The following is a 21,461-nucleotide window of genomic DNA, read 5'->3' on the forward strand; positions in this document are numbered from 1 at the left end:
ACTAGAGCCCGTCAGTAGGCGTCGCCGGGCTGAACCACCCGGACCGGTCCGCGCCGCGGCGCCGCTGGTTGGGGCTCCTGTACCCATTCGGCTCCGCTGGCCTCCATCAATCGGCCGATCTCGTCGATGTGCATGTCGGCCAGGTCCCACACGTCGGGCACCAGCTCGCGGTCGACGATGAAGCCGAAGTCCAGGCGGTCCAGATAGCTCACCACGGTGATGTTGAGCCCCTGTCCTTCGGTGACGATCGACACCGGGAACTGATGCACGAGTTGCGCGCCCGCGAAGTACAGCGGCTTGCGCGGACCCGGAACGTTGGAGATCACCAGGTTGAACGGCGTGGCCGCGATGCGGTGCGCCAGCCCGAAGCGCGACGCCAGCCGCATCGCGGACGTCGACAGCACGGGAGCCGAAACCTGCGCCATGTCGCCGAGTTGGCTGGCCGGCACCAGATCGAGCAGGCGCTTCGCGTCGAGCATCGCCTCGCGGCAGCGGGCCACGCGCTCGAGCGGGTCGGCGCAGTCGGTCGGCAGTTCGGGGAAGATCGCCGACACCCGGTTGGTCCACGGGTCCTCTTCGTCGCCGGTACGAATCGACACCGGCACCATGGCCCGCAGCGGTCCGTCGGGCAGCGCGTCGTGGGCCTGCAGGTAGCTGCGCAGGCCGCCGGCGCAGATCGCCATCACGATGTCGTTGACCGTGCCGCCCGTCGCGGTCTTGAGCTGCTTGACGTTCTCCAGCGACGCGGTGCGCATGGCAAACCGGCGATGCCCGGTGATGGGCTTGTTCCACGGCGTGGGCGGCGCGGCCGAGGTGGGCAACGGAATCTTCGGGCCGTCTTCTTTGCCAAGGCGCGCAATGGCTTTGATGGCCGAGCCGGCCTTGCTGGCGGCGCTGCCGATGCTGTCGATGCCGGCGGCGTCGGCGAGCTGGCCGACCAGCCGGGTCTGGAATCGTAGTGCCTTGACCGGATGGCCCGCGAGGTTGATGACGGCTTTGCGCAGCAGGTCGATGTCGCTGGGCAGCGGTTCGGCTTCCCAGGCCGGGCTGGGTCCGGGTGGCGCGGCGTCCGGTTCGGTGTTGGTCAGGATGTTGAGCATCAACTGTCCGGCGGCACCGTCGATGGTGGCGTGGTGGTACTTCGTCAGCATCGCCCAGTTGCCGTCGTCCAGGCCGTCGATGACGTAGACCTCCCACAGCGGCCGGCTCCGGTCCATCGGGCGGCCGACGATGCGGGACACCTGGTCGGCCAGCTGGTCGACCATTCCTGGCCGGGCCAAATGGATTTCGCGGATGTGGAAGTCGAGATCGAAGTTCGGGTCGTCCACCCAGTACGGGTGGTCGAGCCCCAGCGGCACTTCGACGAGCCGCCGGCGCAACGGTTCGAGTTCACCGATGAGCGACGCGTACTTCGCATGGACCGCGGTGTAGGGGTCGAACTCCTCGCTGGGCCGCTCGAAGATCATCAGCCCGGTGACGTGACCGAATGTCGTCGGCGTCTCCAGGTAGAGGAAGGTGGCGTCCATGCCGCTGAGCTGCTTCACGAGTGTTCTTCTCCTAGATGGGTTTTGGCGCTCAGGTGGTGAGCAGGCCACCCTCGACGGGCAGGGTGATTCCGGTGACATAGCTGCTGGCATCACTGGCCAGGAAGATCAGCGCCGCGCTGAGTTCCTCTGTGCGCCCGAGCCTTCCGGCCAGGGTGCGCGGCAGGACGGTGGTCTCGAAGTAGCCGTCGGCGTACTGATCGGTCATCTCGGAGGCGAAGAAGCCCGGCGCCAGGGCGTTGACGCGGATACCTTTGCGACCCGTCCACTGCTGGGCAAGGTCACGGGTCAGGCCGATCAAGCCCGCCTTCGATGACGCGTAGGCCGCCTGCGGGAGGCCGGCGGTGGTCAGGCCGAGAATGCTGCTGACGTTGATAATCGAGCTGCCCGGCTGCATGTGCGCGGCACACGCCTGCGCCATCCAGTAGCACCCGTTCAGATTCAGGTCGATGACGGACCGGAACTGCTCGGGCGTTTCGCGCGTCGCCGGGACGGCTGTGCCCACTCCCGCATTGTTCACCAGAATGTCGACGCGCCCGAAGGAATCGACGGCAGCCTGCACGAGGGCTTTGCAGTCGTCGGGATCGGTGACGTCGGTGCGCACGGCGACGGCCCGGCGACCGGCGGCTTCCACCAGCGCCTTGGTGTCGGCCAGCCGGTCTTCGCGGCGCGCACCGAGCACGACGTCGGCGCCGGCCTGCGCCAATGCCTGCGCGAATCCGACGCCGAGGCCACTCGAGGCGCCGGTGACGACCGCGACGCGGCCATCGAGACGGAAGAGATCAAGGATCGAAGCTGCGTCGCTCTGGGTCACTCGTGCATCATATCTAGATATGTTGCACAAACGAGACTGATCGAGATATATCTCACTCAGACATCAGCCGCTACCATGATGCGAAAGGCGGCGGATGAACAGGAGGTGCGCCATCAGCGAGACACCGTTGGGTCGCATGCTCGCGTCGACAGACCGACGCCCCGACCCACTCGAGGCGTTCCGCATCGCGCGCCGTTGGTTCATCGAGGGCCGTCGCATCGAAATGCAGGAATTGGCAACCGAACTCGGCATCAACCGGGCCACGCTGTTCCGCTGGGTCGGCGGCCGCGACGAACTGCTGGCCGAAATCCTGTGGTCGCTGGCCGAGCCCACACTCAAGGCCTCCATCGACGCGGCACCCGGGCACGGCGCCGCGCACATCGCACGGGCCGTCGGCCACTACGCCACCGTCATCGACGAATCCGGCTTCTTCCAGGCGTTCCTGCGGCGCGAACCCGAACGCGCCCTGCGGATTCTGGCCACCCGCGCCGGGACGTTGCAGGGCCGCCTCGTCGCCGCGATCGAAGAGCTACTCAACGACGAGATCGCCACGGGTCAACTCGATCCCCCACTGCCCCCGCGCGACCTCGCGTTCCTCATCGTCCGCATCGTGGAGTCGTTCCTCTACGCCGACATCATCACCGGCGAACCGCTGGAGGTCGGCAAGGCCGAGCAGGCCATCGGCGCACTACTGGGTCACCGACCCGCGTAGTTCCCTACCGTCCGGGGCCCATGGGCCCCGGCACAACCGGCACCGGCGGCGGATTCGGAACCGTCACACTGGGCGGCGGCACCGTGACCGTGACGGTGCTCGTGCTGGCCCGCGTCGACGGGGTCGTCGGCGGTGTCGACGGGCCGACCGGAACTCCCGGGATGATCTCCGTCGAAGTCACCGTCGTGCTCGTGCTGGAGGTGGGCTTGGACGGCGGCGGCGACTCGTCCGAGCAGGCGCTTGCACCGAGAGCAGCCGCTGCTGCCACGGACATGACGACGATGGACTTCAACATGATTGCCGAGTGCCCGTTCATTCGAACCGGTAAACCCGGACAGACACAAAACTGCCCCTCTCCATGCGGAAAGGGGCAGTTTCGGTGTGCCTGAAATCAGAGGCGCTCGATGATGGTGACGTTGGCGGTACCGCCGCCCTCGCACATCGTCTGCAGGCCGTAGCGGCCGCCCGTGCGCTCCAGCTCGTTGAGCATGGTGGCGAACAGCTTGGCACCGGTGGCGCCCAGCGGGTGGCCCAGCGCGATGCCGCCGCCGTTGGGGTTCACCTTGGCCAGGTCGACGTTGAGCTCCTTGGCCCAAGCCAGCACGACGGACGCGAACGCCTCGTTGATCTCGACGACGTCGATGTCGTCCATGGTCAGGCCGGTCTTCTCCAGCGCGTACTTGGTCGCCGGGATCGGGCCGGTGAGCATCTTCACCGGGTCGTCGCCGCGGCAGCTGATGTGGTGGATGCGGGCCCGCGGCTTGAGGCCGTGCGCCTTGACCGCGGCCTCGGAGGCCAGCAGCGTCGCCGACGCGCCATCCGAAATCTGGCTGGCCAGCGCGGCGGTCAGCCGGCCACCCTCGACCAGCACCTTCAGCGAGGCCAGCTTCTCCAGGGTGCTCTCACGCGGCCCCTCGTCGACCTTGAAGCCGTCGATCGGGATGATCTCGTTGTCGAAACGGCCCTCGCGGATCGCCGTGAATGCACGCTGGTGGCTGTTGAACGCGAACAGCTCCATGTCCTCGCGGGAGATGTCCCACTGCTCGGCGATCATCTCGGCACCGCGGAACTGCGAAATCTCCTGGTCGCCATAGCGTTCCACCCAGCGCTTCGACTCGTTGGTCGGCGAGGTGAAGCCGAACTGCTCACCGACGATCATGGCCGAGCTGATCGGAATCTGGCTCATGTTCTGGATGCCGGCGGCCAGGATCAGGTCGGCGGTACCCGACATGATCGCCTGCGCACCAAAGGAAATGGCCTGCTGCGAGGAACCGCACTGCCGGTCGACGGTGGTGCCGGGAACGCCCTCGTCGTAGCCGGCGGCGAGCCAGGTCAGACGGCCGATGTTGCCGGCCTGCCCACCGATGGCGTCGACACAGCCGACGATGACGTCGTCGAACGCAGCGGGGTCGACGTCGTTGCGCGCGAAGATCCCGCGGTACGCCTCCACACCGAGATCGATCGGGTGGTAGCCGGAGAGGCCACCACCCTTCTTGCCGACGGCGGTGCGCACAGCGTCGATGACGTACGCCTCAGATGCGGCCATTTCTCATCTCCTTCTTTGGGTGAAACTCATTTGGCGGCAGGGCGTTACGGGGCTACCGCGACGCCGCCGAGCACGATGGTCAGGTAGTGCTGGCCAACGTCTTCCGCGGTCAACTTGCCGCCCGGCTGGTACCAGCGCACCGACACCCAGGTGGTGTCACGGATGAACCGGTAAACCAGGTCGACATTCAGGTCGGACCGGAAGACGCCTTCGGCCATGCCCTGCTTCAGGACGTCGACCCACATCTTGCGCTGCTGGCGATTGCGTTCGTCGACGAAGGCGAACTGAGGCAGGACGCCGAGGCGCTTGGCCTCGTCCTGGTAGATGACGACCTGCGCGTGCCGGTGCTCGATGGCATCGAACGACGCCATGAACAAGCCTTTGAAACGCGTCAGCGGATCGGGCTCGGTGGCGATGATCTGCTCGTACCGGGCGAACAGCCAATCGAGGAAGTCACGCATGACCTCTTCGACCATCTGTTCCTTCGATTTGAAGTGATGGTAGAGACTGCCTGACAGGATTCCTGCCGAGTCTGCGATGTCCCGGACAGTGGTTGCCTTCAGCCCACGCTCAGCGAACATCGCCGCGGCGAGCTGAAGAAGCTCGTCGCGCCTGGTCGCCGGTTGACTGGGCGATGGAGACGCCATCGACACAGCATAGCAACCAAGCGCTTGTTAGGTCGATTGTGGAGGCTGGTGACTGTCACCACTGTGCATTTCCCCGCCGAAACTGCGCTTGTGTGCCAACGAACCGGCGATTTTTCGCACACAAGCTCAGGGTCGGCGGCCCGCTAGTAGCGGGAGGACCAGTACTGATCGCAATACTTGGGCAGCTCCGTTCCCACCGGCCGGTCCGCGTTCGAGCGGGACAGGTTGAACAGGTACCACGGGTCGTCATGCGAGTAGTTCGATCGGACGCAGGCGCGGACACGCTCAGGTAGCCGATGCAGCGCCGGGTCGATGTCCGACGACAGCCGGGACAGGTACTCCGCATCGAGTTGGCCGGTCTGCTCGAAGCGGTCGATGTTGCGATCGGCGACGAGGCGCTCGGGATTGAGTGCCGCCAACCCCAGCAGCGCCACGACCCCAGCCGCCAGCACGGCGTGCGGCAGCCAACGCCCCGACATCCGCACACCCGCCACCGCGACGAGGAGGAACACCGCACCCAACCAGAGTTCGATGGTGATCACCATCAGCCGGTCGGTGCTGAAGCCGTACGCCTGCTGATAGAGCCACATCCGGTGGATCGCCGAGATCACCACGACCACCGAAGTGGTGCAAAGGATTCCGGCCAGCACTCGTAGTACATGGCGGTCACCCGCAGTGACACGCCCCGCCACCCGGATCACGCCGCTCAGCACCAACAGCGTCAGCGCCGACACCCACAACAACTGCCAGAAGCCCTGCCGGGCGTACTCGGCGTACGTCAGCCCCTCGGTTTCCAGCACGTGGGTATGACCGCCGAACAGCACCGCCGCCTGCACCGCGACGAACGCGATGAACAGCGCATCGAGCACCCCCAGCGGGACGGCCCACTCCCAGCGCGGCACCGGCTTCATCGGCTTGGGCGCGAGGACATCCAGCCGCGGCGCGAACCGGGTCAGGTAGGCACCACCGAGGACGAACGCCGCGACCATGCCGAAGACGACGACGCGGGCGACGACGTCAACACCGTCGAACCGCGGGATCAGCTTGCCCACCAGATGCGCAAAAGCCGCGTCCGCGGAGGCAAACAACCCACCGAACACCAAGGTCAGCAGCACTGTGAGACCGCCGACAACGGCAACGCGAACCGGGTTTGCGATACCCACCCGACCGGACAATCCACGCCGCGTCCAACCGAGGACACGGGCCGGCAGCGCCCACGCCAGGAACGGCGCGGTCAGGACCGCGGTCCAGGTACGTCCGCCGAACAGCGTGCACCACCCGACGATCCAGGCCGCCATGATGCACAGCACGCCCAGCCAGTCGGCGGCGAGTAAGGCGGGAACTGCCAGCAGCGCCAACGTCAGTGCGATACCGGCCCATTCGGTGCGCGTCGGCCGACGCTCGGCGGTGCCGTAGACGACGGCGAAGACCATCACCCCGACGACCACGTAGCCGACGCTCAAAGACGACGGCCGCCACAGCGCAGTACCGAGCAGACCGGCCACCACGGCGAGCACCACCACACGGTGCGGCGCAGTCGCCAGCGGACTGATCGGCCACACCCGTCGCGGTAACATCGTCCAGCCGGGCTCACCGCGGCGCGGCAGTGCCGGCCCGATCAGCGGAGGGACCATCGGCGGCCCTGGATATCCCATCAACATCGTCATGCGGACCGCTCCTCTGATTCCGGAATGCTCACCCTGAAGCGGCATCCCACGTTCGTCTCCACCACGTCGATAGCTCCGCCGTGCAACTCGACCGCCCAGCGGGCGATCGCCAAACCCAGACCGGTGCCACCGTCAGAGGTGGCCCCGCGGGTGAACCGTTCGAAGACCCGCTCACGCTCAACCGGCGCGATGCCCGGCCCTTGATCGGCGACCTCCAGGCGCAGGCCCGCGGCGTCACGCGTCGCTCGCACCGTCACACTGCCGCCGGGCGGGCTGTGCCGAATCGCGTTGTCCACCAGATTGACCACCACCTGCCGTAGCCGCGCCGGATCGGCCAGCGCCGTCAGACCGGGTGGTGACACCTCGACCGCGACTGGCACGTCATCGGCGGAAACCGAGACGTGCTCGACGGCGGCACGCAGGAAGGCCTCGACGTCGAACCGGTTGATCCGCAAGGGAATTGCCCCGCCTTCGAGGCGAGACAGGTCCAGCAGATCGGTCACCAATTCGCCGAGGCGTTCGGTCTGCGACAGCGCCAACCGCATCGTCTGCGCATCGGGTTCAACGACTCCGTCGACCACGTTCTCCAGGACCGCCTGCAATGCGGTGATGGGCGTGCGTAGTTCATGGGACACGTTGCCGATCAGTCCGCGCCGGTATTCGTCGGCGGCACCGAGGTCGGCTGCCATCTGATTGAATGCCGTTGCGAGTTGGCCGACTTCATCACGCGACGTGGCGCGGACCCGAATGCTGTAGTCGCCCTTGGCCATCGCGCGGGCCGCGGCGGTCATCTGCCGCAAGGGTGACGTCATGCCGTGGGCCATGAACTGGGTGAAGAGCAGTGAGGTCAGCAGAGCGGACAGCAGCGCGTATCGGAACTGCCAGCTCGCGCCGATCCAGAAGGTGAACGACGCCAACAGGATTGCTCCGCCGACCAGCAGTCCCATCTTGATCTTGAAGGACGCGAACGGATCCAGTGGCCGGGGCAGCCGGTCCCATAGTTCGCCGAAGGTGCTCACCGCGGTACCTCTAGGGCATAGCCGACCCCGTGCACGGTCCGGATGAGCTCGGCACCGAGCTTGCGGCGCAACGCCTTCACGTGGCTGTCGACCGTGCGCGTCTCGGCGCCCGACCCCCAGCCCCAGACGTGCTCCAGCAGCGTCTCGCGGTCCACCGCGGCCCTGGGACGACCGGCAAGGAAGGCCAGTAGATCGAATTCGGTTCGGGTGAGGTGGATTTCGATGTCACCCTGGTGCACCCGGCGCTCGGCGAGATCGATGCGGTACTCCCCCACCGACAGCGGCTGGTCCCCGGCCGCCCGGTCCACCCGACGCAGCAACACCCGCACCCGCGCAACCAACTCGCGCATGCTGAACGGTTTGGTGAGATAGTCGTCGGCCCCGATCCCCAGACCGATCAGCATGTCGGTCTCGTCCGTGCGGGCGGTCAACATCAGCACCGGCACCGGACGCTCGGCCTGGATGCGCCGGCAGACTTCCAACCCGTCGAAGCCGGGCAGCATGACGTCCAGCACCACCAGGTCGGGCCGTGTCGCTGCCGCCGCGGCCACTGCCGAAGGCCCGTCGACGGCCGTCTCCACCTGGAACGACTCGGCCCGCAGGCGGGTGGCGACCGAGGACAGGATGGTCGGCTCGTCGTCGACCACCAGGATTCGCTTCACGCTTTCCGACTGTAAGCGCGGTTTGTGGGGCTTACCGGCAGTGATTGTGAAGAAACTGTGGAGACTTCTCGCGAGCTTTCCGTCAGCTGCACTCAGCCCTACGGCGCTGGCGTAACCACCCCCAAGGCGTGGTGGCAACTGCTGCTCGCGGTCGCGATATTCATGTACCCCGTGTTTGCGTTCGCGACCGGAAGAGGCGGACCGGGCCAAACGCAGGTCTCCGCGGGCGTGGCGATAGCGGCTGGAATCAGCTTCGGCTACCGGGATCGGTTCTTGCACAACCCGATTGCAGCAGGCCAACGCATCCAGTTCGCTCTGGTCTCCCTGATCACGCTCGGTGTGTTCCCGATCTGTTATCTAGGCGCGTACCACGCGAGCAGGCGATTCATCTCGAAAACCGAAGCGTACGGACGATATTCGCGTCGCCGAAACTGTTCCTTCGATTTGAAGTGCTGGTAGCGACTGCCTGGCAGGATGCCTGCCGAGTCTGCGATGTCCCGGACAGTGGTTGCCTTCAGCCCACGCTCAGCGAACATCGCCGCGGCGAGCTTGAAGTAGCTCGTCGCGCCTGCTCGCGGGTTGACTGGCGATGGAGACGCCATCTCAACAGCATGGAAACCAAGCGCTTGCTAGGGTAGGTCTGGCCGGTGTTGACTTGGCCACTACGTACACAAAGATCGAGTGCTCACAGGGGTCGCGCACGTTGATGCGATCGCGGCCCTGAGAGCGGGCGAGGTCACACGCGCGGTTCTCGACCGCGACCGATAGATGGGATGCGTAAAGCGTCGGGCGCTTCGATTCGAGCCCTATGCTTGCGCGCAGCACGACTCGAAATGGATGAGTAGCAGGAGATCATGAGCACGACACAGCGTGCCCTGGAGGGTATCCGGGTCATCGACATGACCCGCGTCTTCGCCGGCCCGATCAGCGCGCAGATACTGGGCGACCTCGGCGCTGACGTCATCAAGGTGGAGCGACCGGGCAGCGGTGACGAAGGGCGCGGTTACGGTCTTGCCTCGGTCGAGGGCAAGGACGGCAAGGACCTTCGCCAGTCCGGCTTCTTCACCGCGTCGAACCGCAACAAGCGGTCGATCACGGTCAACCACTCCAAGCCGGAGGGGCAGGACATCCTGCGTGCCCTGGTCAAGACCGCGGACATCCTGATCGAGAATTACAAGGTCGGCGACCTCAAGCGGTTCGGGCTGGACTACGAGAGCCTGAAGGCGATCAATCCCCGCCTCATCTACTGCTCGATCACCGGCTTTGGCCAGACCGGGCCAATGGCGGCGCGCGCGGGCTACGACGGGTTGTTCCAGGCGAGCGGCGGCATGATGGCCGTGACCGGCATCCCCGAAGGCCAACCCGGCGCGGGGCCAGTGAAAGCCGGTCCCAGCCTGGTCGATTTCGTGACTGGCCACAACAGCGCCATCGCGATCCTCGCCGCGCTGAACCATCGCAACAACACCGGCGAGGGCCAGCACATCGACATGGCGCTGCTCGACAGTTCCGTGGCGATGATCTGCCACATCATGCAGGACTATCTGATCAGCGGCGTCCAGGCGGAGCGTTTGGGCAATGGTGGCAACGGCGGCGGCCCCGCCGACCTCATCCATGCGCGCGACGGCATGACGTACATCACGGCCGGGAGCGACGCTCACTGGCGGCGCATGTCGGAGTTGATGGGCCAGCCCGAGCTCTACGACGACCCGCGCTTCGACACCAACGCCAAGCGGGCCAAGATCAATCGCGCGGAGTTGATCGACATCATCAACGTGTGGAGCCGGCAGTTCACGACGGAGGAGCTCCAGGCGAAGTTCGACAGCGTGGGCATCCCGGCCGCGCGCTATAACGATCTGGCGGAGGTCTGGGAAGATCCGCAGGTGCAGCACCGGGGCCTGCGCGCGACGACGCCGCATGCATGGGCCGCCGCCGGATCGGTCGACCTGATCGGCAGCCCGCTGGCGGGTATGAGTGCCACGCCAGCGACGATCCGCCTCGCACCGCCAGTGATCGGCGAGCACAACGCGGAGATACTCGGTGAACTGGGCTATGACGCGGCGCGGATCGCGGACTTGCAGGAGCAGGCGATCATCTGATCGAGACGGTCCGCCACCAGGTCAGGCTTGCGAGATCGCGAGCCTGCCACACATGAAAATGCCCGCCTAATTGCGACAACGTTGTCGCAATTAGGCGGGCAAGTGCACATATCCGAACCTCGCGGCCGGACGAAAACTAAGCCCGCTGACTCGACACCGAGATGATCTCGCCGGTCAGGTAGCTCGAGTAGTCGCTGGCCAGGAAGGCGATGGTCGAGGCGATCTCCCACGGCTCGGCGGCGCGGCCGAATGCCTCGTCCGACGACAGCCGGTCCAGCAGGTCGGCCGACGCCGACTTCTCCAGGAACTTGTGGCGCGCGATGCTCGGGGACACCGCGTTGATGCGGACGCCGTACTCGACGGCTTCGATTGCGCTGCAACGGGTCAGCGCCATGACGCCGGCCTTGGCGGCGGCGTAGTGCGACTGCGAGTGCTGCGCGCGCCAGCCCAGGACGCTGGCGTTGTTGACGATCACGCCGCCGTGCTCGACGCCGCGGAAGTACCGCAGGGCGGCGCGGGTCGCGCGCATCACCGAGTTCAGGGTGACGTTGAGGACGCGGTCCCACTCGTCGTCGGTCATGTCGACCAGCGGGGTCTCCCCGCCCAGGCCGGCGTTGTTGACCAGCACGTCCAGCCGGCCCATCTTCTCGACGGCCGCGGTGATCAGGGCGTCGACGGCCTCGGTGGAGGTGACATCGCATACAACGGCCTCGACCTTGCCCAGGCCGAGTGCGGCCAGCTGGTCACGCGTTTCGTTGAGGCGACGCTCGTGGTAGTCGGACACCACGACGTCGGCGCCTTCCAGCAGCGCGCGACGGGCGGTGGACGAGCCGATGCCGGTGCCGGCGGCGGCCGTCACGAGGACGACCTTGCCCTTCAGCAGGCCGTGGCCCTCAACCTCGGTAGGAGCAACTGAAAGATCCATCAGCCCTTGGCCTCTCGGGGTAGGCCGAGCACGCGCTCGGCGATGATGTTGCGCTGAATTTCGTTGGAGCCGCCGTAGATGGTGTCCGACCGGGAGAACAGGTACAGGCGCTGCCACTCATCGAACTCGCCGCCGGGCAGCGTCAGCCCCGCCATGCCCTGCACGTCCATGGCGATCTCACCGAGCTCGCGATGCCAGTTGGCCCACAACAGCTTTGACACGTTGTCCTGACCGGGCTGCTCGACGTCCATGGTCGCCATGGCGTAGGACCGCATGGCCTGCAGGCCGGTCCACGACTCGGTAAGCTTGTGCCGGATCAGCGGATCGTCGATGGCGCCGGTGGTCTTGGCGACACCGATCAGGCCTTCGAGCTCGCGCTTGTAACGGATTTGCTGGCCCAGCGTGGAAACGCCGCGCTCGAACGTGAGCGTCGCCATCGCGACGCCCCAGCCCTGCCCGGGCTCACCGACGACGAGCGACGCCTCGGTACGGGCGTCGTCGAAGAACACCTCGTTGAATTCGGAGTCGCCGGTCAACTGAACGATCGGGCGGATCTCGACGCCCGGCTGGTCCAGCGGAACCAACAGATAGGAGAGCCCGTGGTGACGCTTGGAGCCCTTCTCGGTGCGGGCCACCACGAAGCACCACTGCGCCCAGTGTGCCAGCGAGGTCCAGACTTTCTGACCGTTGATGACCCACTCGTCGCCGACGAGTTCGGCCGCCGTCGAGACGTTGGCCAGATCGCTACCGGCGCCGGGCTCGGAGTAGCCCTGGGCCCACAGCTCGGTGACGTTGAGGATGTTCGGCAGGAAGCGCTTCTTCTGCTCTTCGGTGCCGTACGCGATGAGCGTCGGCCCGAGCAGTTCCTCACCGAGGTGGTTGACCTTGTCCGGGGCGTCCGCCTTGGCGTACTCCTCGTAGAAGGCGACGCGGTGCGCGACCGACAAGCCGCGGCCACCGTGCTCCTCAGGCCAGCCCAGGCAGGTCAGGCCTGCCGCGGCCAGGTGCTGGTTCCACGCGCGTCGTTCTTCGTATGCCTCGTGCTCACGGCCGGGGCCACCAAGACCTTTGAGAGCTGCGAATTCACCGACGAGATTGTCTGCGAGCCATTGCCGGACCTCAGCCCGGAACGTCTGGACCTCTATCACCCTTATAGGCTAACCTACCAAGCACTTGCTTTGTTAGAGGGAGTTCCAATGAGTGGGTCCGACGGCACCCAGCAGCCCGGTCGGCAGACCCCACCGCAGACCTACACCAAAGAACATTTGGCTAACTTCAAGGCGCCGCGGTCGGTGGCGTTCCTGGACACCCTGCCGCGCGACCCTGGAGGCAAAGTGGTCAAACCACAACTGCGAGAGATGAATCGGTAACGCATGGACCTGACATTCGACGACGAAACCGAGGAATTCCGGGCCGAGGTCCGCGACTTCTTGGCGTCCAACAAGGACAAGTTCCCCACCAAGTCCTACGACACCCTCGAGGGCTTCGAGCAGCACCGTGTCTGGGACAAGGTGCTTTACGACGCCGGCCTGTCGGTCATCGCGTGGCCCAAGGAGTACGGCGGCCGCGACGCCACCATGCTGCAGTGGGTGGTGTACGAGGAGGAGTACTTCAAGTCCGGTGCCCCCGGCCGCGCTTCGGCCAACGGCACCGCGATGCTGGCGCCGACGCTGTTCGCGCACGGCACCAAGGACCAGCTGGAGCGCGTGCTGCCGAAAATGGCCTCCGGCGAGGAGATCTGGGCCCAGGCCTGGTCCGAGCCCGAGTCCGGTAGCGACCTGGCCTCGCTGCGCTCGACCGCGACCAAGGTCGACGGCGGCTGGAAGCTCAACGGCCAGAAGATCTGGAGCTCGCGCGCCCCGTTCGGTGAGCGCGGTTTCGGGCTGTTCCGCTCCGACCCGGAAGCGCAGCGCCACAAGGGTCTGACGTACTTCATGTTCGACCTCAAGGCCGAGGGCATCACGGTCCGGCCCATCGCCCAGCTGGGTGGTGAGACCGGCTTCGGTGAGATCTTCCTCGATGACGTGTTCGTCCCCGACGAGGACGTCATCGGTCAGGTGCATGGCGGCTGGACCGCCGCCATGAGCACCTCGAGCAACGAGCGCGGCATGTCGCTGCGCAGCCCGGCCCGCTTCGTCGCCCCTGCCGAACGCCTTGTCGCGCAATGGAAGGTCGAGCAGAACCCGGCCTACGCCGAGCGCGTCGCCGACGCCTGGATCAAGGCCCAGGCCTACCGCCTGCACACCTTCGGCACCGTCACGCGGCTGGCCAACGGTGGCAAGCTGGGCGCCGAGTCCTCGGTGACCAAGGTGTTCTGGTCCGACCTCGACGTCGCCCTGCACCAGACCGCACTGGACCTGCGCGGCCCCGACGCCGAGCTGTACGACCACTGGACCGAAGGATTGCTGTTCGCCCTGGGCGGCCCGATCTACGCCGGTACCAACGAAATTCAGCGCAACATCATCGCCGAGCGCCTGCTGGGCCTGCCCCGCAAATAAGAGGGATTGTTCACGTGTTCTTTGAATTGGACGAATCGCAGCGCGATTTCGCTGCGAGCATCGACGCCGCGCTGGGCGCGGCAGACGTGCCCGCCGCCGTTCGGGCGTGGGGTGGAGTCGAGAAGGCGGCCGACGCCGCACCCGGCCGCAAGGTCTGGTCAACGCTGGCCGACCTGGGTGTCACCGCGCTGAACGTGCCGGAGGAGTTCGACGGCATCGGCGCGCACCCGGTGAATCTGGTTGTCGCACTTGAGCGTCTGGGCTACTGGGCCGTGCCCGGTCCGGTCACCGAATCCATTGCGGTCGCCCCTGTGCTGCTGGCGTCAGATAAGCGTTCGGAAGGCCTGGCCTCGGGCGAGCTCATCGCCACCGTCGCCCTGCCGCCGCTGGCCCCGCGGGCCGTCGACGCCGACACCGCCGGTCTGATCCTGCTGGCCGGGGATGGTCAGGTGCAGGACGCCACCATCGGCGCCGAGCACCAGTCCGTCGACCCGGCCCGTCACCTGTTCGACGTGACCGCCACCGGCGAAGCCCAAACCGCGGACACGGCAAAGGCTTTCGAGTTCGGCGCGCTGGCCACCGCCGCGCAGCTGGTGGGCGCCGGCCAGGCGATGCTCGACATGGCTGTCGAGTACGCCAAGCAGCGCACGCAGTTCGGCACCGTGATCGGGTCGTACCAGGCCATCAAGCACAAGCTGGCCGACGTGCACATCGCCGTCGAGCTGGCCCGCCCGCTGGTCTACGGCGCGGCCTTGGCCCTCGCCGACGGGTCGCCCACGCTGGCCCGCGATGTCAGCGCCGCCAAGGTCGCGGCCAACGAAGCCGCGCTGCTGGCCGCCCGGTCGTCGCTGCAGACGCACGGCGCCATCGGTTTCACGCAGGAACACGACCTGTCCCTGTTGCTGCTGCGCACGCAGGCGCTGCGCTCGGCGTGGGGCGACTCGACGTGGCACCGGACCCGTGTACTGGAAGGGCTGTGACGATGAGCGAAGAACGGGACATGCTGCGCGCCACCGTCGCAGCGCTGGTCGAGAAGCACGCCAGCCCTGAAGCCGTCCGGGCTGCCATCGAGTCCGAGAAGGGCTACGACGAGAAGCTCTGGCAGATGCTGTGCGAGCAGGTCGGCGCCGCGGCGCTGGTCGTGCCCGAGGAGCTCGGCGGTGCCGGTGGTGAATTGGGTGACGCCGCAGTGGTTCTCGAGGAACTGGCCAAGGGCCTCGTCCCGACGCCGCTGCTCGGCACCACGCTCGCCGAACTGGCTCTGCTCGCCGTCGGCGACGAAGAGCCACTGGAGGGCCTGGCCGAGGGAACGTCCATCGGAACCGTCGTTTTCGATGCCGGTTACGTCATCAACGGCGACGTCGCCGACGTGGTGATCGCCGCGCAGGACGGCCAGCTGGCTCGCTGGACCGACAACACCGTCACCCCGGCCACCGCGATGGACCCGACGCGTCGTCTCGCCGCGGTGGCTCCGGGTAGCACCACCGCCCTCGGCGCCGACCCCGGCCTGGCGGACACCGCGGCCATCCTGATGGCCGTCGAGCAGGTCGCCGCCGCGAGCCGCTGCCTGGACCTGACCGTCGCGTACTCGAAGGACCGCGTGCAGTTCGGCCGGCCGATCGGCAGCTTCCAGGCGCTCAAGCACCGCATGTCGGATCTGTACGTCAAGGTCTCGGCCGCCCGCTCGATCGTCAACGACGCCATCGCCGACCCGACCCCCACGAATGCGTCGCTGGCCCGCTACATGGCCACCGAGGCGTTCAATGCCGTTGCCGGCGAAGCGATCCAGATGCACGGCGGCATCGCCATCACCTGGGAGAGCGACATCCAGTTCTACTTCAAGCGTGCGCACGGCAGTGCGCAGCTGCTCGGGTCGTCGCGGGAGCACCTGCGGCGACTGGAGGCTCAGATCCTCTGACGGGCGTGCACCACATCGCGGATCAACGGCACCCCCGGCCGGTACGCGAGATGGATGTACGACGGCGCGTCGAGACACAGGAAGTCGGCGCGCTTACCGGGCGCCAGCGTCCCGACGTCGTCCCGGCGGAGCGCGGCCGCGCCGCCGGCGGTCGCCGCCCACAAGGCCTCCGCGGGAGTGAACTTCATGTCGCGAACGGCCACCGCGATGCAGAACGGCATGCTGGTGGTGAAGGAGCTCCCGGGGTTGCAGTCGGTGGCGATGGCGACCGTCACGCCGGCGTCGATCATCCGGCGCGCGTCCGGCCACGGTGCGCGCGTGGAGAACTCCGCTCCCGGCAGTAGCGTGGCGACCGTGCTACCGGAGGCCAGTGCCTCGATATCCGCGTCGGTGGCATACGTGCAGTGATCGACCGAGGCCGCCCCGAGTTGTACCGCCAGCTGAATCCCCTCGCTGGGGCCGAGTTGACCGGCGTGCAGCCGCGGTTGTAGGCCGGCCGCCAAGCCCGCGGTGAGGATGGCACGGGATTCGTCGACGTCGAACGCTCCCCTGTCGCAGAACACGTCGATCCAGCGGGCCAGCGGTGCGCAGGCGTCCAACATGGGGCCGGTGACGAGGTCGATGTATCCGGCACGATCGTCACGGTATTCGGCAGGAACCACATGGGCTCCGAGAAATGTTGTCTCTCCGGTGTATTCGCGGGCGATGCGCAGGGAACGGGCCTCGTTCTGGATGTCGAGGCCGTATCCGCTCTTGCATTCGAACGTCGTCACCCCCGCGGCAGACAGTTCACCGGCCAGCCGGCGCACGCCCGCCGACAGAGTGGAATCGTCGGCTGCGCGGGTCGCCGCCACCGTCGTCGCGATACCGCCGGCGGCATAGGGCTGTCCGCTCATCCGGGCTGCGAACTCCGCCGACCGTTCACCGGCGAACACCAGGTGGGCATGACTGTCGACGAATCCGGGCACGACGCTCACGCCGCCGCAGTCGACGCGTCCGTCCGCAGCGGGCGCATCGCGGCGCCGGCCCACCCACTCGATCGTGTCACCGGCCACGAGCACGGCCCCGTCGCTGACCACACCGAGAGCGCTGCCGTCGCCCTGCGCCGGGTCGTTGGTGACCAGCTCGGCGATGCCGTCGTACAGGATGGTCATGAGTCCCCCAGCAGGTTCTCGATCGCCTTGCTCAATTCCGCGGCCACGTCGACGCGGACATGTCTACGGTCGGCGACCACCACCTGTCCGTCGATCACCACGTCGGTGACATCGGCGGCGGTGGCGGCGAACACGATCGTCTCCGCGGTGGCCCCGCCACCGGCAGTGCGTACCGAATTCAGGTCCACCGCAACCAGGTCGGCGCGCGCGCCGACCTGCAGCACGCCCGCATCCGCCCAGCCGATGGCGTGTTGGCCGTCGACGGTGGCGGCGCGTAACAAGGTCGGTGCGCCGATGATGCCGCGCTCCTGTCGGGCCAATCGTTCATCGAGTTCGACGGCGCGGGCCTCCTCGAACATGTCGATGACAGCGTGGCTGTCGGATCCCAGACTGAACAGTCCCGGTGTGTTCAGCAGGGCCGGCGCCGGGCCGATCCCGTCACCGAGATCCCGTTCGGTGGTGGGGCAAAAGCAGACACCGGTGGCCGAGGCACTCATGTCGGCGATATCGCCGGCGGTCAGATGGGTGGCATGGACGGCGGTGGTCCGCGGGCCGAGCGCGCCGGCGTCACGCAGCACCGCGGTGGGCGTGCGCCCGTGCACGGCCTGGCACTGCTCGATCTCAGCGCGCTGTTCGGACGAGTGCACGTGCAGCGGCGCCGAGTGCGCGGACGCCCACTCGACCACATCGGGCATCTGGTCGACGGGGACGCCACGTACGGAATGCAGTGCGGCGCCGACGAGAACGCCGGGCCTGGAACGTGTTTGGTCACGCAGGATTTCGGCGCGTTCGGCCCAGCCGGCCCCACTGCCGTCCCCGAATCGCTGTTGCGGCCCGTCCTGCAGCGCCGCGCCGTCCGGTGCGGAACTCAGATAGCAGGTGTCGAGCAGCGTCAGCCGCGGCCCCGCGTCGGCCGCGGCCTCGATCAGCGCATGTCCCATCGCATTCGGGTCCGAATAGGGACGGCCGCCGGTGTCATGATGCAGGTAGTGGAACTCCCCGACGGAGGTGATACCGGCCAGCGCCATCTCGGCGTACACGGCGCGGGCCAAGGCGCGGTAGCGATCCGGATCCAAGCGGTCGGCCACCCGGTACATGAGGTCACGCCACGTCCAGAACGATCCCCGATCACGCTGGGTGCGCCCACGCAGTGCACGGTGGAAGGCATGCGAATGAGCGTTCGCCATACCGGGGATCACCAAGCCGGACAAGCGGTTCGACGCGCCGGTGGCCGGCGCACCCGCCACGATCGAGGTGATTCGGCCGTCGTCGACGGTGATCAGCACGCCCGCCTGCACCGTGTCGCCGAGCCAGGCGTGCTCACACCACCAGGTGACCGTCACCGCGAAACCCACTCGGCCATCACGTCGGCAAGAGCAACCGCACCGCGGTTGCAGTCGGCGGGTTCCGCGTGCTCGACAGGCGAGTGCGACACCCCCGTCGGGTTGCGGACGAACAGCATCGCCGTCGGCACCTGAGCCGCGAGGATGCCGGCGTCGTGGCCGGCCGCCGTGGGCAGTACCGGGATGTCCCCCAGGTGGCGCAGGGCCTTGGTCAGCCGGCTGCGCGGGCCTTGCGGGAATTCGACGATCGGTGTGATCGATTCGGCGATGACGTCGAGGGTCACCGACTCGTGTTCGGCGTGCCGCCGTGCTTCCGCGGAGATGGCATCGACCAGTGCGCCGAGGGTGACCTCGTCCGCGGCGCGGGCGTCCAACCATGCCCGAATCTGCGACGGTATCGCGTTGGCTCCGTTGGGGGCCACGATCACCTTGCCGAACGTGGCCACCGCCTGATGTGCGGCGGCCTGCGCACGCGCGGTGTGCACCGAGGACGCGAAGGCCAACATGGGGTCACGGCGATCGACCAGACGTGTGGCACCGGCATGGTTGGCCTCACCGTCGAACGTGAACTCCCAGCGGCCGTGCGGCCAGATCGATGAAGCGACCGCGATGGGGGCGTCGACCAGATCGAGCGCCCGGCCCTGTTCCACGTGCAACTCGACGAACACGCCGACCCGCGCGGCCAGGTGCGGATCCGGGCCCAGGTGCCCGGGATCGCGCCCGGCGCGAATGAGGGCCTCCGCCAACGTGATTCCGTCGATGTCGCGCAGCCCGCACGCCCGGTCGGCACTCAGCGCACCGGTCGACAGCTGCGAGCCCACGCAGGCCACCCCGAACCGTGCGCCTTCCTCATCCGAGAACACCGCCACCCCGACCGGGATGGCGGGCACCACACCGCGCTCCCGCACGATATCGATCGCGGCGAAGGCCGAGACGATACCGAGCGGCCCGTCGAAGGCGCCACCGTCGGGCACCGAGTCCAGATGCGAACCGGTCACGAACGCGTCGCGCGGATCACCGGACCAGCCCGGCGGCAGCCACCAGGCCCACAGATTGCCGTTGCGATCGACCTCGACGTCCATGCCACGCCGCTCGGCCTCGCCGACGAACCACTCGCGCAGGGTCAGATCGGCGTCGGTCCACGCGAACCGGCGATATCCGCCGTTGGCCGGGTTGCGGCCGACGTCGAGGATGGTCGGCCACAACTTGTCGAACGACGTGCCGGGCGATGTCACGCGTTCTCCCACATCGGGATCCGCACGCCCCGTTCGCGTGCCACGTCGGCGGCATGCTCGTAGCCGGCGTCCACGTGCCTGATGACACCCATGCCCGGGTCGTTGGTCAGCACCCGCTCGAGCTTCTGTGCCGCCAGTTCGGTGCCGTCGGCCACGCACACCTGGCCGGCGTGAATCGAGCGCCCGATACCCACGCCACCGCCGTGATGGATGGACACCCAGGACGCGCCGGACGCGGTGTTGACCAATGCGTTGAGCAACGGCCAGTCGGCGATCGCATCGGAACCGTCGAGCATTGACTCGGTCTCGCGGTAGGGCGATGCGACCGATCCCGAATCCAGATGGTCACGGCCGATCACCAGCGGCGCCGAGAGCTCACCGGAGGCGACCATCTCGTTGAACCGCAGGCCGGCCCGGTGCCGCTCGCCGTATCCGAGCCAGCAGATGCGTGCGGGCAGGCCCTCGAACGCGACCTTCTCACCGGCCATGGTGATCCAGCGCCGCAGATGGTCGTTGTCGGGGAACAGCTCCAGGATCGCCCGGTCCGTCGCGGCGATATCGGCGGGGTCTCCCGACAGAGCGGCCCAGCGGAACGGTCCCAGGCCCTCCTCGAACTGCGGGCGAATGTACGCCGGCACGAATCCCGGGAAAGCGAAAGCGCGGTCGTAGCCGGCCTTGCGCGCCTCGTCCCGGATCGAGTTGCCGTAATCGAACACCTCGGCGCCACGGTCCATGAAGCCGACCATGGCGGCGACGTGCTTGGCCATGGACAACTCGGCCTGCTCGGTGAAGTACGCGGGATCCTTGTCCGCCATCTTCTTCATGTCCTCGAAATCGACGCCCAACGGCAGGTAGGACAACGGGTCGTGGGCCGAGGTCTGGTCGGTGACGATATCGATCGGGGCTTCACGTTCCAGGAGTTCGGGGAACACCGCCGCCGCATTGCCGACGAGCCCGATCGACAACGGCCGCTTGGCATCCCGCGCTTCGATCGCCATCGCCAGGGCTTCGTCGATGTCAGTGGCCTTGGTGTCCAGGTAGCGGTGTGCGATGCGCCGGTCGATGCGGCTCTCGTCGCAGTCCACGCAGATCGCGACGCCCTCGTTCATGGTGACCGCGAGTGGCTGTGCCCCGCCCATGCCGCCCACGCCGGCCGTCAGGGTGATGGTGCCGGCCAGGGTGCCGCCGAATCGTTTGCGCGCCACCGCACCGAAGGTCTCGAACGTGCCCTGCAGGATGCCCTGGGTGCCGATGTAGATCCAGGAGCCGGCCGTCATCTGGCCGTACATCATCAGCCCTTCGGCTTCCAGCTTGCGAAACTGCTCCCAGGTGGCCCAGTCGCCGACCAGGTTCGAATTCGCCAGCAGCACACGAGGCGACCAGACGTTGGTCCGGAAGACGCCGACCGGTTTCCCCGATTGGATGAGCAGCGTCTCGTCGTCGGCCAGCGACCGCAGCGTGCGGACGATCGCATCGAAGGCCTCCCAGTTCCGGGCCGCGCGGCCCGTGCCGCCGTAGACGACGAGGTCCTCTGGATGCTCGGCCACCTCAGGATCGAGATTGTTCATCAGCATGCGCAGGGCAGCTTCCTGTTGCCAACCGCGACAAGAGATTTCAGAACCGCGGGGGGCGCGGACGGGACGTGGGCCGGTGGTCACCGAATTGGTCATGAGAATGCAGA

The 21,461-nt window shown here is 67.2% G+C and carries 19 protein-coding genes and 2 pseudogenes; 7 read left to right on the forward strand and 14 right to left on the reverse strand.

The window, feature by feature from the left end:
• Window positions 1-11: 11 nt before the first annotated feature.
• Together BR47_RS0120575 and BR47_RS0120580 are read right to left on the reverse strand one after the other, a co-directional pair.
• A complete protein-coding gene (locus BR47_RS0120575; RefSeq protein ID WP_029120637.1) occupies window positions 12-1,544 on the reverse strand; it encodes a WS/DGAT/MGAT family O-acyltransferase in 1,533 nt (510 codons plus the stop codon).
• Between the two features lie 31 nt (window positions 1,545-1,575).
• A complete protein-coding gene (locus BR47_RS0120580) occupies window positions 1,576-2,358 on the reverse strand; it encodes an SDR family NAD(P)-dependent oxidoreductase (RefSeq protein ID WP_029120638.1) in 783 nt (260 codons plus the stop codon).
• Window positions 2,359-2,494: 136 nt separating this feature from the next.
• Between BR47_RS0120580 and BR47_RS0120585 the strand changes: the two genes are divergently transcribed.
• A complete protein-coding gene (locus BR47_RS0120585; protein ID WP_020100823.1) occupies window positions 2,495-3,070 on the forward strand; it encodes a QsdR family transcriptional regulator in 576 nt (191 codons plus the stop codon).
• A 20-nt stretch (window positions 3,071-3,090) separates the two neighbouring features.
• Window positions 3,091-3,459 (forward strand): hypothetical protein, encoded by a 369-nt coding sequence (locus BR47_RS0120590; RefSeq protein ID WP_029120639.1) that lies wholly within the window; start codon window positions 3,091-3,093, stop codon window positions 3,457-3,459.
• Between the two features lie 2 nt (window positions 3,460-3,461).
• Here the strand turns inward: BR47_RS0120590 and fadA6 are convergent, their stop codons facing one another.
• The 6 genes and pseudogenes from fadA6 to BR47_RS33250 all read right to left on the reverse strand — a co-directional run.
• A complete protein-coding gene (fadA6, locus tag BR47_RS0120595; protein WP_020100825.1) occupies window positions 3,462-4,616 on the reverse strand; it encodes a steroid 3-ketoacyl-CoA thiolase FadA6 in 1,155 nt (384 codons plus the stop codon).
• Window positions 4,617-4,660: 44 nt separating this feature from the next.
• A complete protein-coding gene (locus BR47_RS0120600) occupies window positions 4,661-5,263 on the reverse strand; it encodes a TetR/AcrR family transcriptional regulator (protein WP_029120640.1) in 603 nt (200 codons plus the stop codon).
• A gap of 143 nt (window positions 5,264-5,406) precedes the next feature.
• Window positions 5,407-6,930 carry a DUF4153 domain-containing protein gene (locus tag BR47_RS0120605; RefSeq protein ID WP_231506743.1) on the reverse strand — a complete coding sequence of 508 codons (1,524 nt, stop codon included), beginning with the start codon at window positions 6,928-6,930 and terminating at the stop codon, window positions 5,407-5,409.
• The gene (locus BR47_RS0120610) at window positions 6,927-7,949 is read right to left on the reverse strand and encodes a HAMP domain-containing sensor histidine kinase (protein ID WP_020100828.1); all 1,023 of its coding nucleotides are present in this window, start codon (window positions 7,947-7,949) and stop codon (window positions 6,927-6,929) included. Before BR47_RS0120610 ends, BR47_RS0120605 begins: the two co-directional genes overlap by 4 nt.
• The gene (locus BR47_RS0120615) at window positions 7,946-8,611 is read right to left on the reverse strand and encodes a response regulator transcription factor (protein ID WP_029120642.1); all 666 of its coding nucleotides are present in this window, start codon (window positions 8,609-8,611) and stop codon (window positions 7,946-7,948) included. The genes BR47_RS0120610 and BR47_RS0120615 overlap by 4 nt, the downstream gene beginning before the upstream one ends.
• A 431-nt stretch (window positions 8,612-9,042) precedes the next feature.
• Window positions 9,043-9,202, reverse strand: a pseudogene (locus BR47_RS33250) (helix-turn-helix domain-containing protein); the annotation flags it as partial.
• Window positions 9,203-9,465: 263 nt separating this feature from the next.
• Between BR47_RS33250 and BR47_RS0120625 the strand changes: the two are divergent.
• The gene (locus tag BR47_RS0120625) at window positions 9,466-10,707 is read left to right on the forward strand and encodes a CaiB/BaiF CoA transferase family protein (RefSeq protein ID WP_029120643.1); all 1,242 of its coding nucleotides are present in this window, start codon (window positions 9,466-9,468) and stop codon (window positions 10,705-10,707) included.
• Window positions 10,708-10,843: 136 nt separating this feature from the next.
• On the opposite strand, the gene ipdF is transcribed toward BR47_RS0120625, so the two are convergent.
• Both ipdF and ipdE1 read right to left on the reverse strand, forming a co-directional pair.
• Entirely contained in the window at window positions 10,844-11,632 is a 789-nt protein-coding gene (gene ipdF / locus BR47_RS0120630; RefSeq protein ID WP_029120644.1) for a (5R,7aS)-5-hydroxy-7a-methyl-1-oxo-2,3,5,6,7,7a-hexahydro-1H-indene-carboxyl-CoA reductase, read from the reverse strand.
• On the reverse strand, window positions 11,632-12,780 hold the full coding sequence (gene ipdE1 / locus BR47_RS0120635; RefSeq protein ID WP_020100833.1) for an acyl-CoA dehydrogenase IpdE1: 1,149 nt from the start codon (window positions 12,778-12,780) through the stop codon (window positions 11,632-11,634). Before ipdE1 ends, ipdF begins: the two co-directional genes overlap by 1 nt.
• 102 nt (window positions 12,781-12,882) lie before the next feature.
• On the opposite strand from ipdE1, the pseudogene BR47_RS33255 reads away from it, so the two are divergent.
• The 4 genes and pseudogenes from BR47_RS33255 to ipdE2 form a co-directional block, all read left to right on the forward strand.
• Window positions 12,883-13,002, forward strand: a pseudogene (locus tag BR47_RS33255) (hypothetical protein); the annotation flags it as partial.
• Window positions 13,003-13,005: 3 nt separating this feature from the next.
• A complete protein-coding gene (locus tag BR47_RS0120645; RefSeq protein ID WP_029120645.1) occupies window positions 13,006-14,130 on the forward strand; it encodes an acyl-CoA dehydrogenase family protein in 1,125 nt (374 codons plus the stop codon).
• Between the two features lie 14 nt (window positions 14,131-14,144).
• The gene (locus tag BR47_RS0120650) at window positions 14,145-15,110 is read left to right on the forward strand and encodes an acyl-CoA dehydrogenase family protein (protein ID WP_029120646.1); all 966 of its coding nucleotides are present in this window, start codon (window positions 14,145-14,147) and stop codon (window positions 15,108-15,110) included.
• Between the two features lie 2 nt (window positions 15,111-15,112).
• Complete coding sequence (ipdE2, locus tag BR47_RS0120655; protein WP_029120647.1) at window positions 15,113-16,048, forward strand: acyl-CoA dehydrogenase IpdE2; 936 nt, start codon at window positions 15,113-15,115, stop codon at window positions 16,046-16,048.
• On the opposite strand, the gene hutI is transcribed toward ipdE2, so the two are convergent.
• From hutI to hutU, 4 genes are read right to left on the reverse strand one after another with little or no spacing between them, the layout of a single operon-like run.
• Window positions 16,036-17,202, reverse strand: a complete 1,167-nt coding sequence (hutI, locus tag BR47_RS0120660) for an imidazolonepropionase (protein WP_029120648.1) — start codon at window positions 17,200-17,202, stop codon at window positions 16,036-16,038. The genes ipdE2 and hutI overlap by 13 nt on opposite strands.
• On the reverse strand, window positions 17,199-18,545 hold the full coding sequence (locus tag BR47_RS0120665; RefSeq protein ID WP_036427625.1) for a formimidoylglutamate deiminase: 1,347 nt from the start codon (window positions 18,543-18,545) through the stop codon (window positions 17,199-17,201). The genes hutI and BR47_RS0120665 overlap by 4 nt, the downstream gene beginning before the upstream one ends.
• Complete coding sequence (locus BR47_RS0120670) at window positions 18,542-19,780, reverse strand: allantoate amidohydrolase (protein WP_036427626.1); 1,239 nt, start codon at window positions 19,778-19,780, stop codon at window positions 18,542-18,544. The genes BR47_RS0120665 and BR47_RS0120670 overlap by 4 nt, the downstream gene beginning before the upstream one ends.
• Complete coding sequence (gene hutU, locus BR47_RS0120675) at window positions 19,777-21,450, reverse strand: urocanate hydratase (protein ID WP_029105082.1); 1,674 nt, start codon at window positions 21,448-21,450, stop codon at window positions 19,777-19,779. The genes BR47_RS0120670 and hutU overlap by 4 nt, the downstream gene beginning before the upstream one ends.
• Window positions 21,451-21,461 lie beyond the last annotated feature (11 nt).

This window comes from Mycobacterium sp. UNC410CL29Cvi84 (assembly GCF_000686745.1).
GTDB lineage: Bacteria > Actinomycetota > Actinomycetes > Mycobacteriales > Mycobacteriaceae > Mycobacterium > Mycobacterium mucogenicum_B.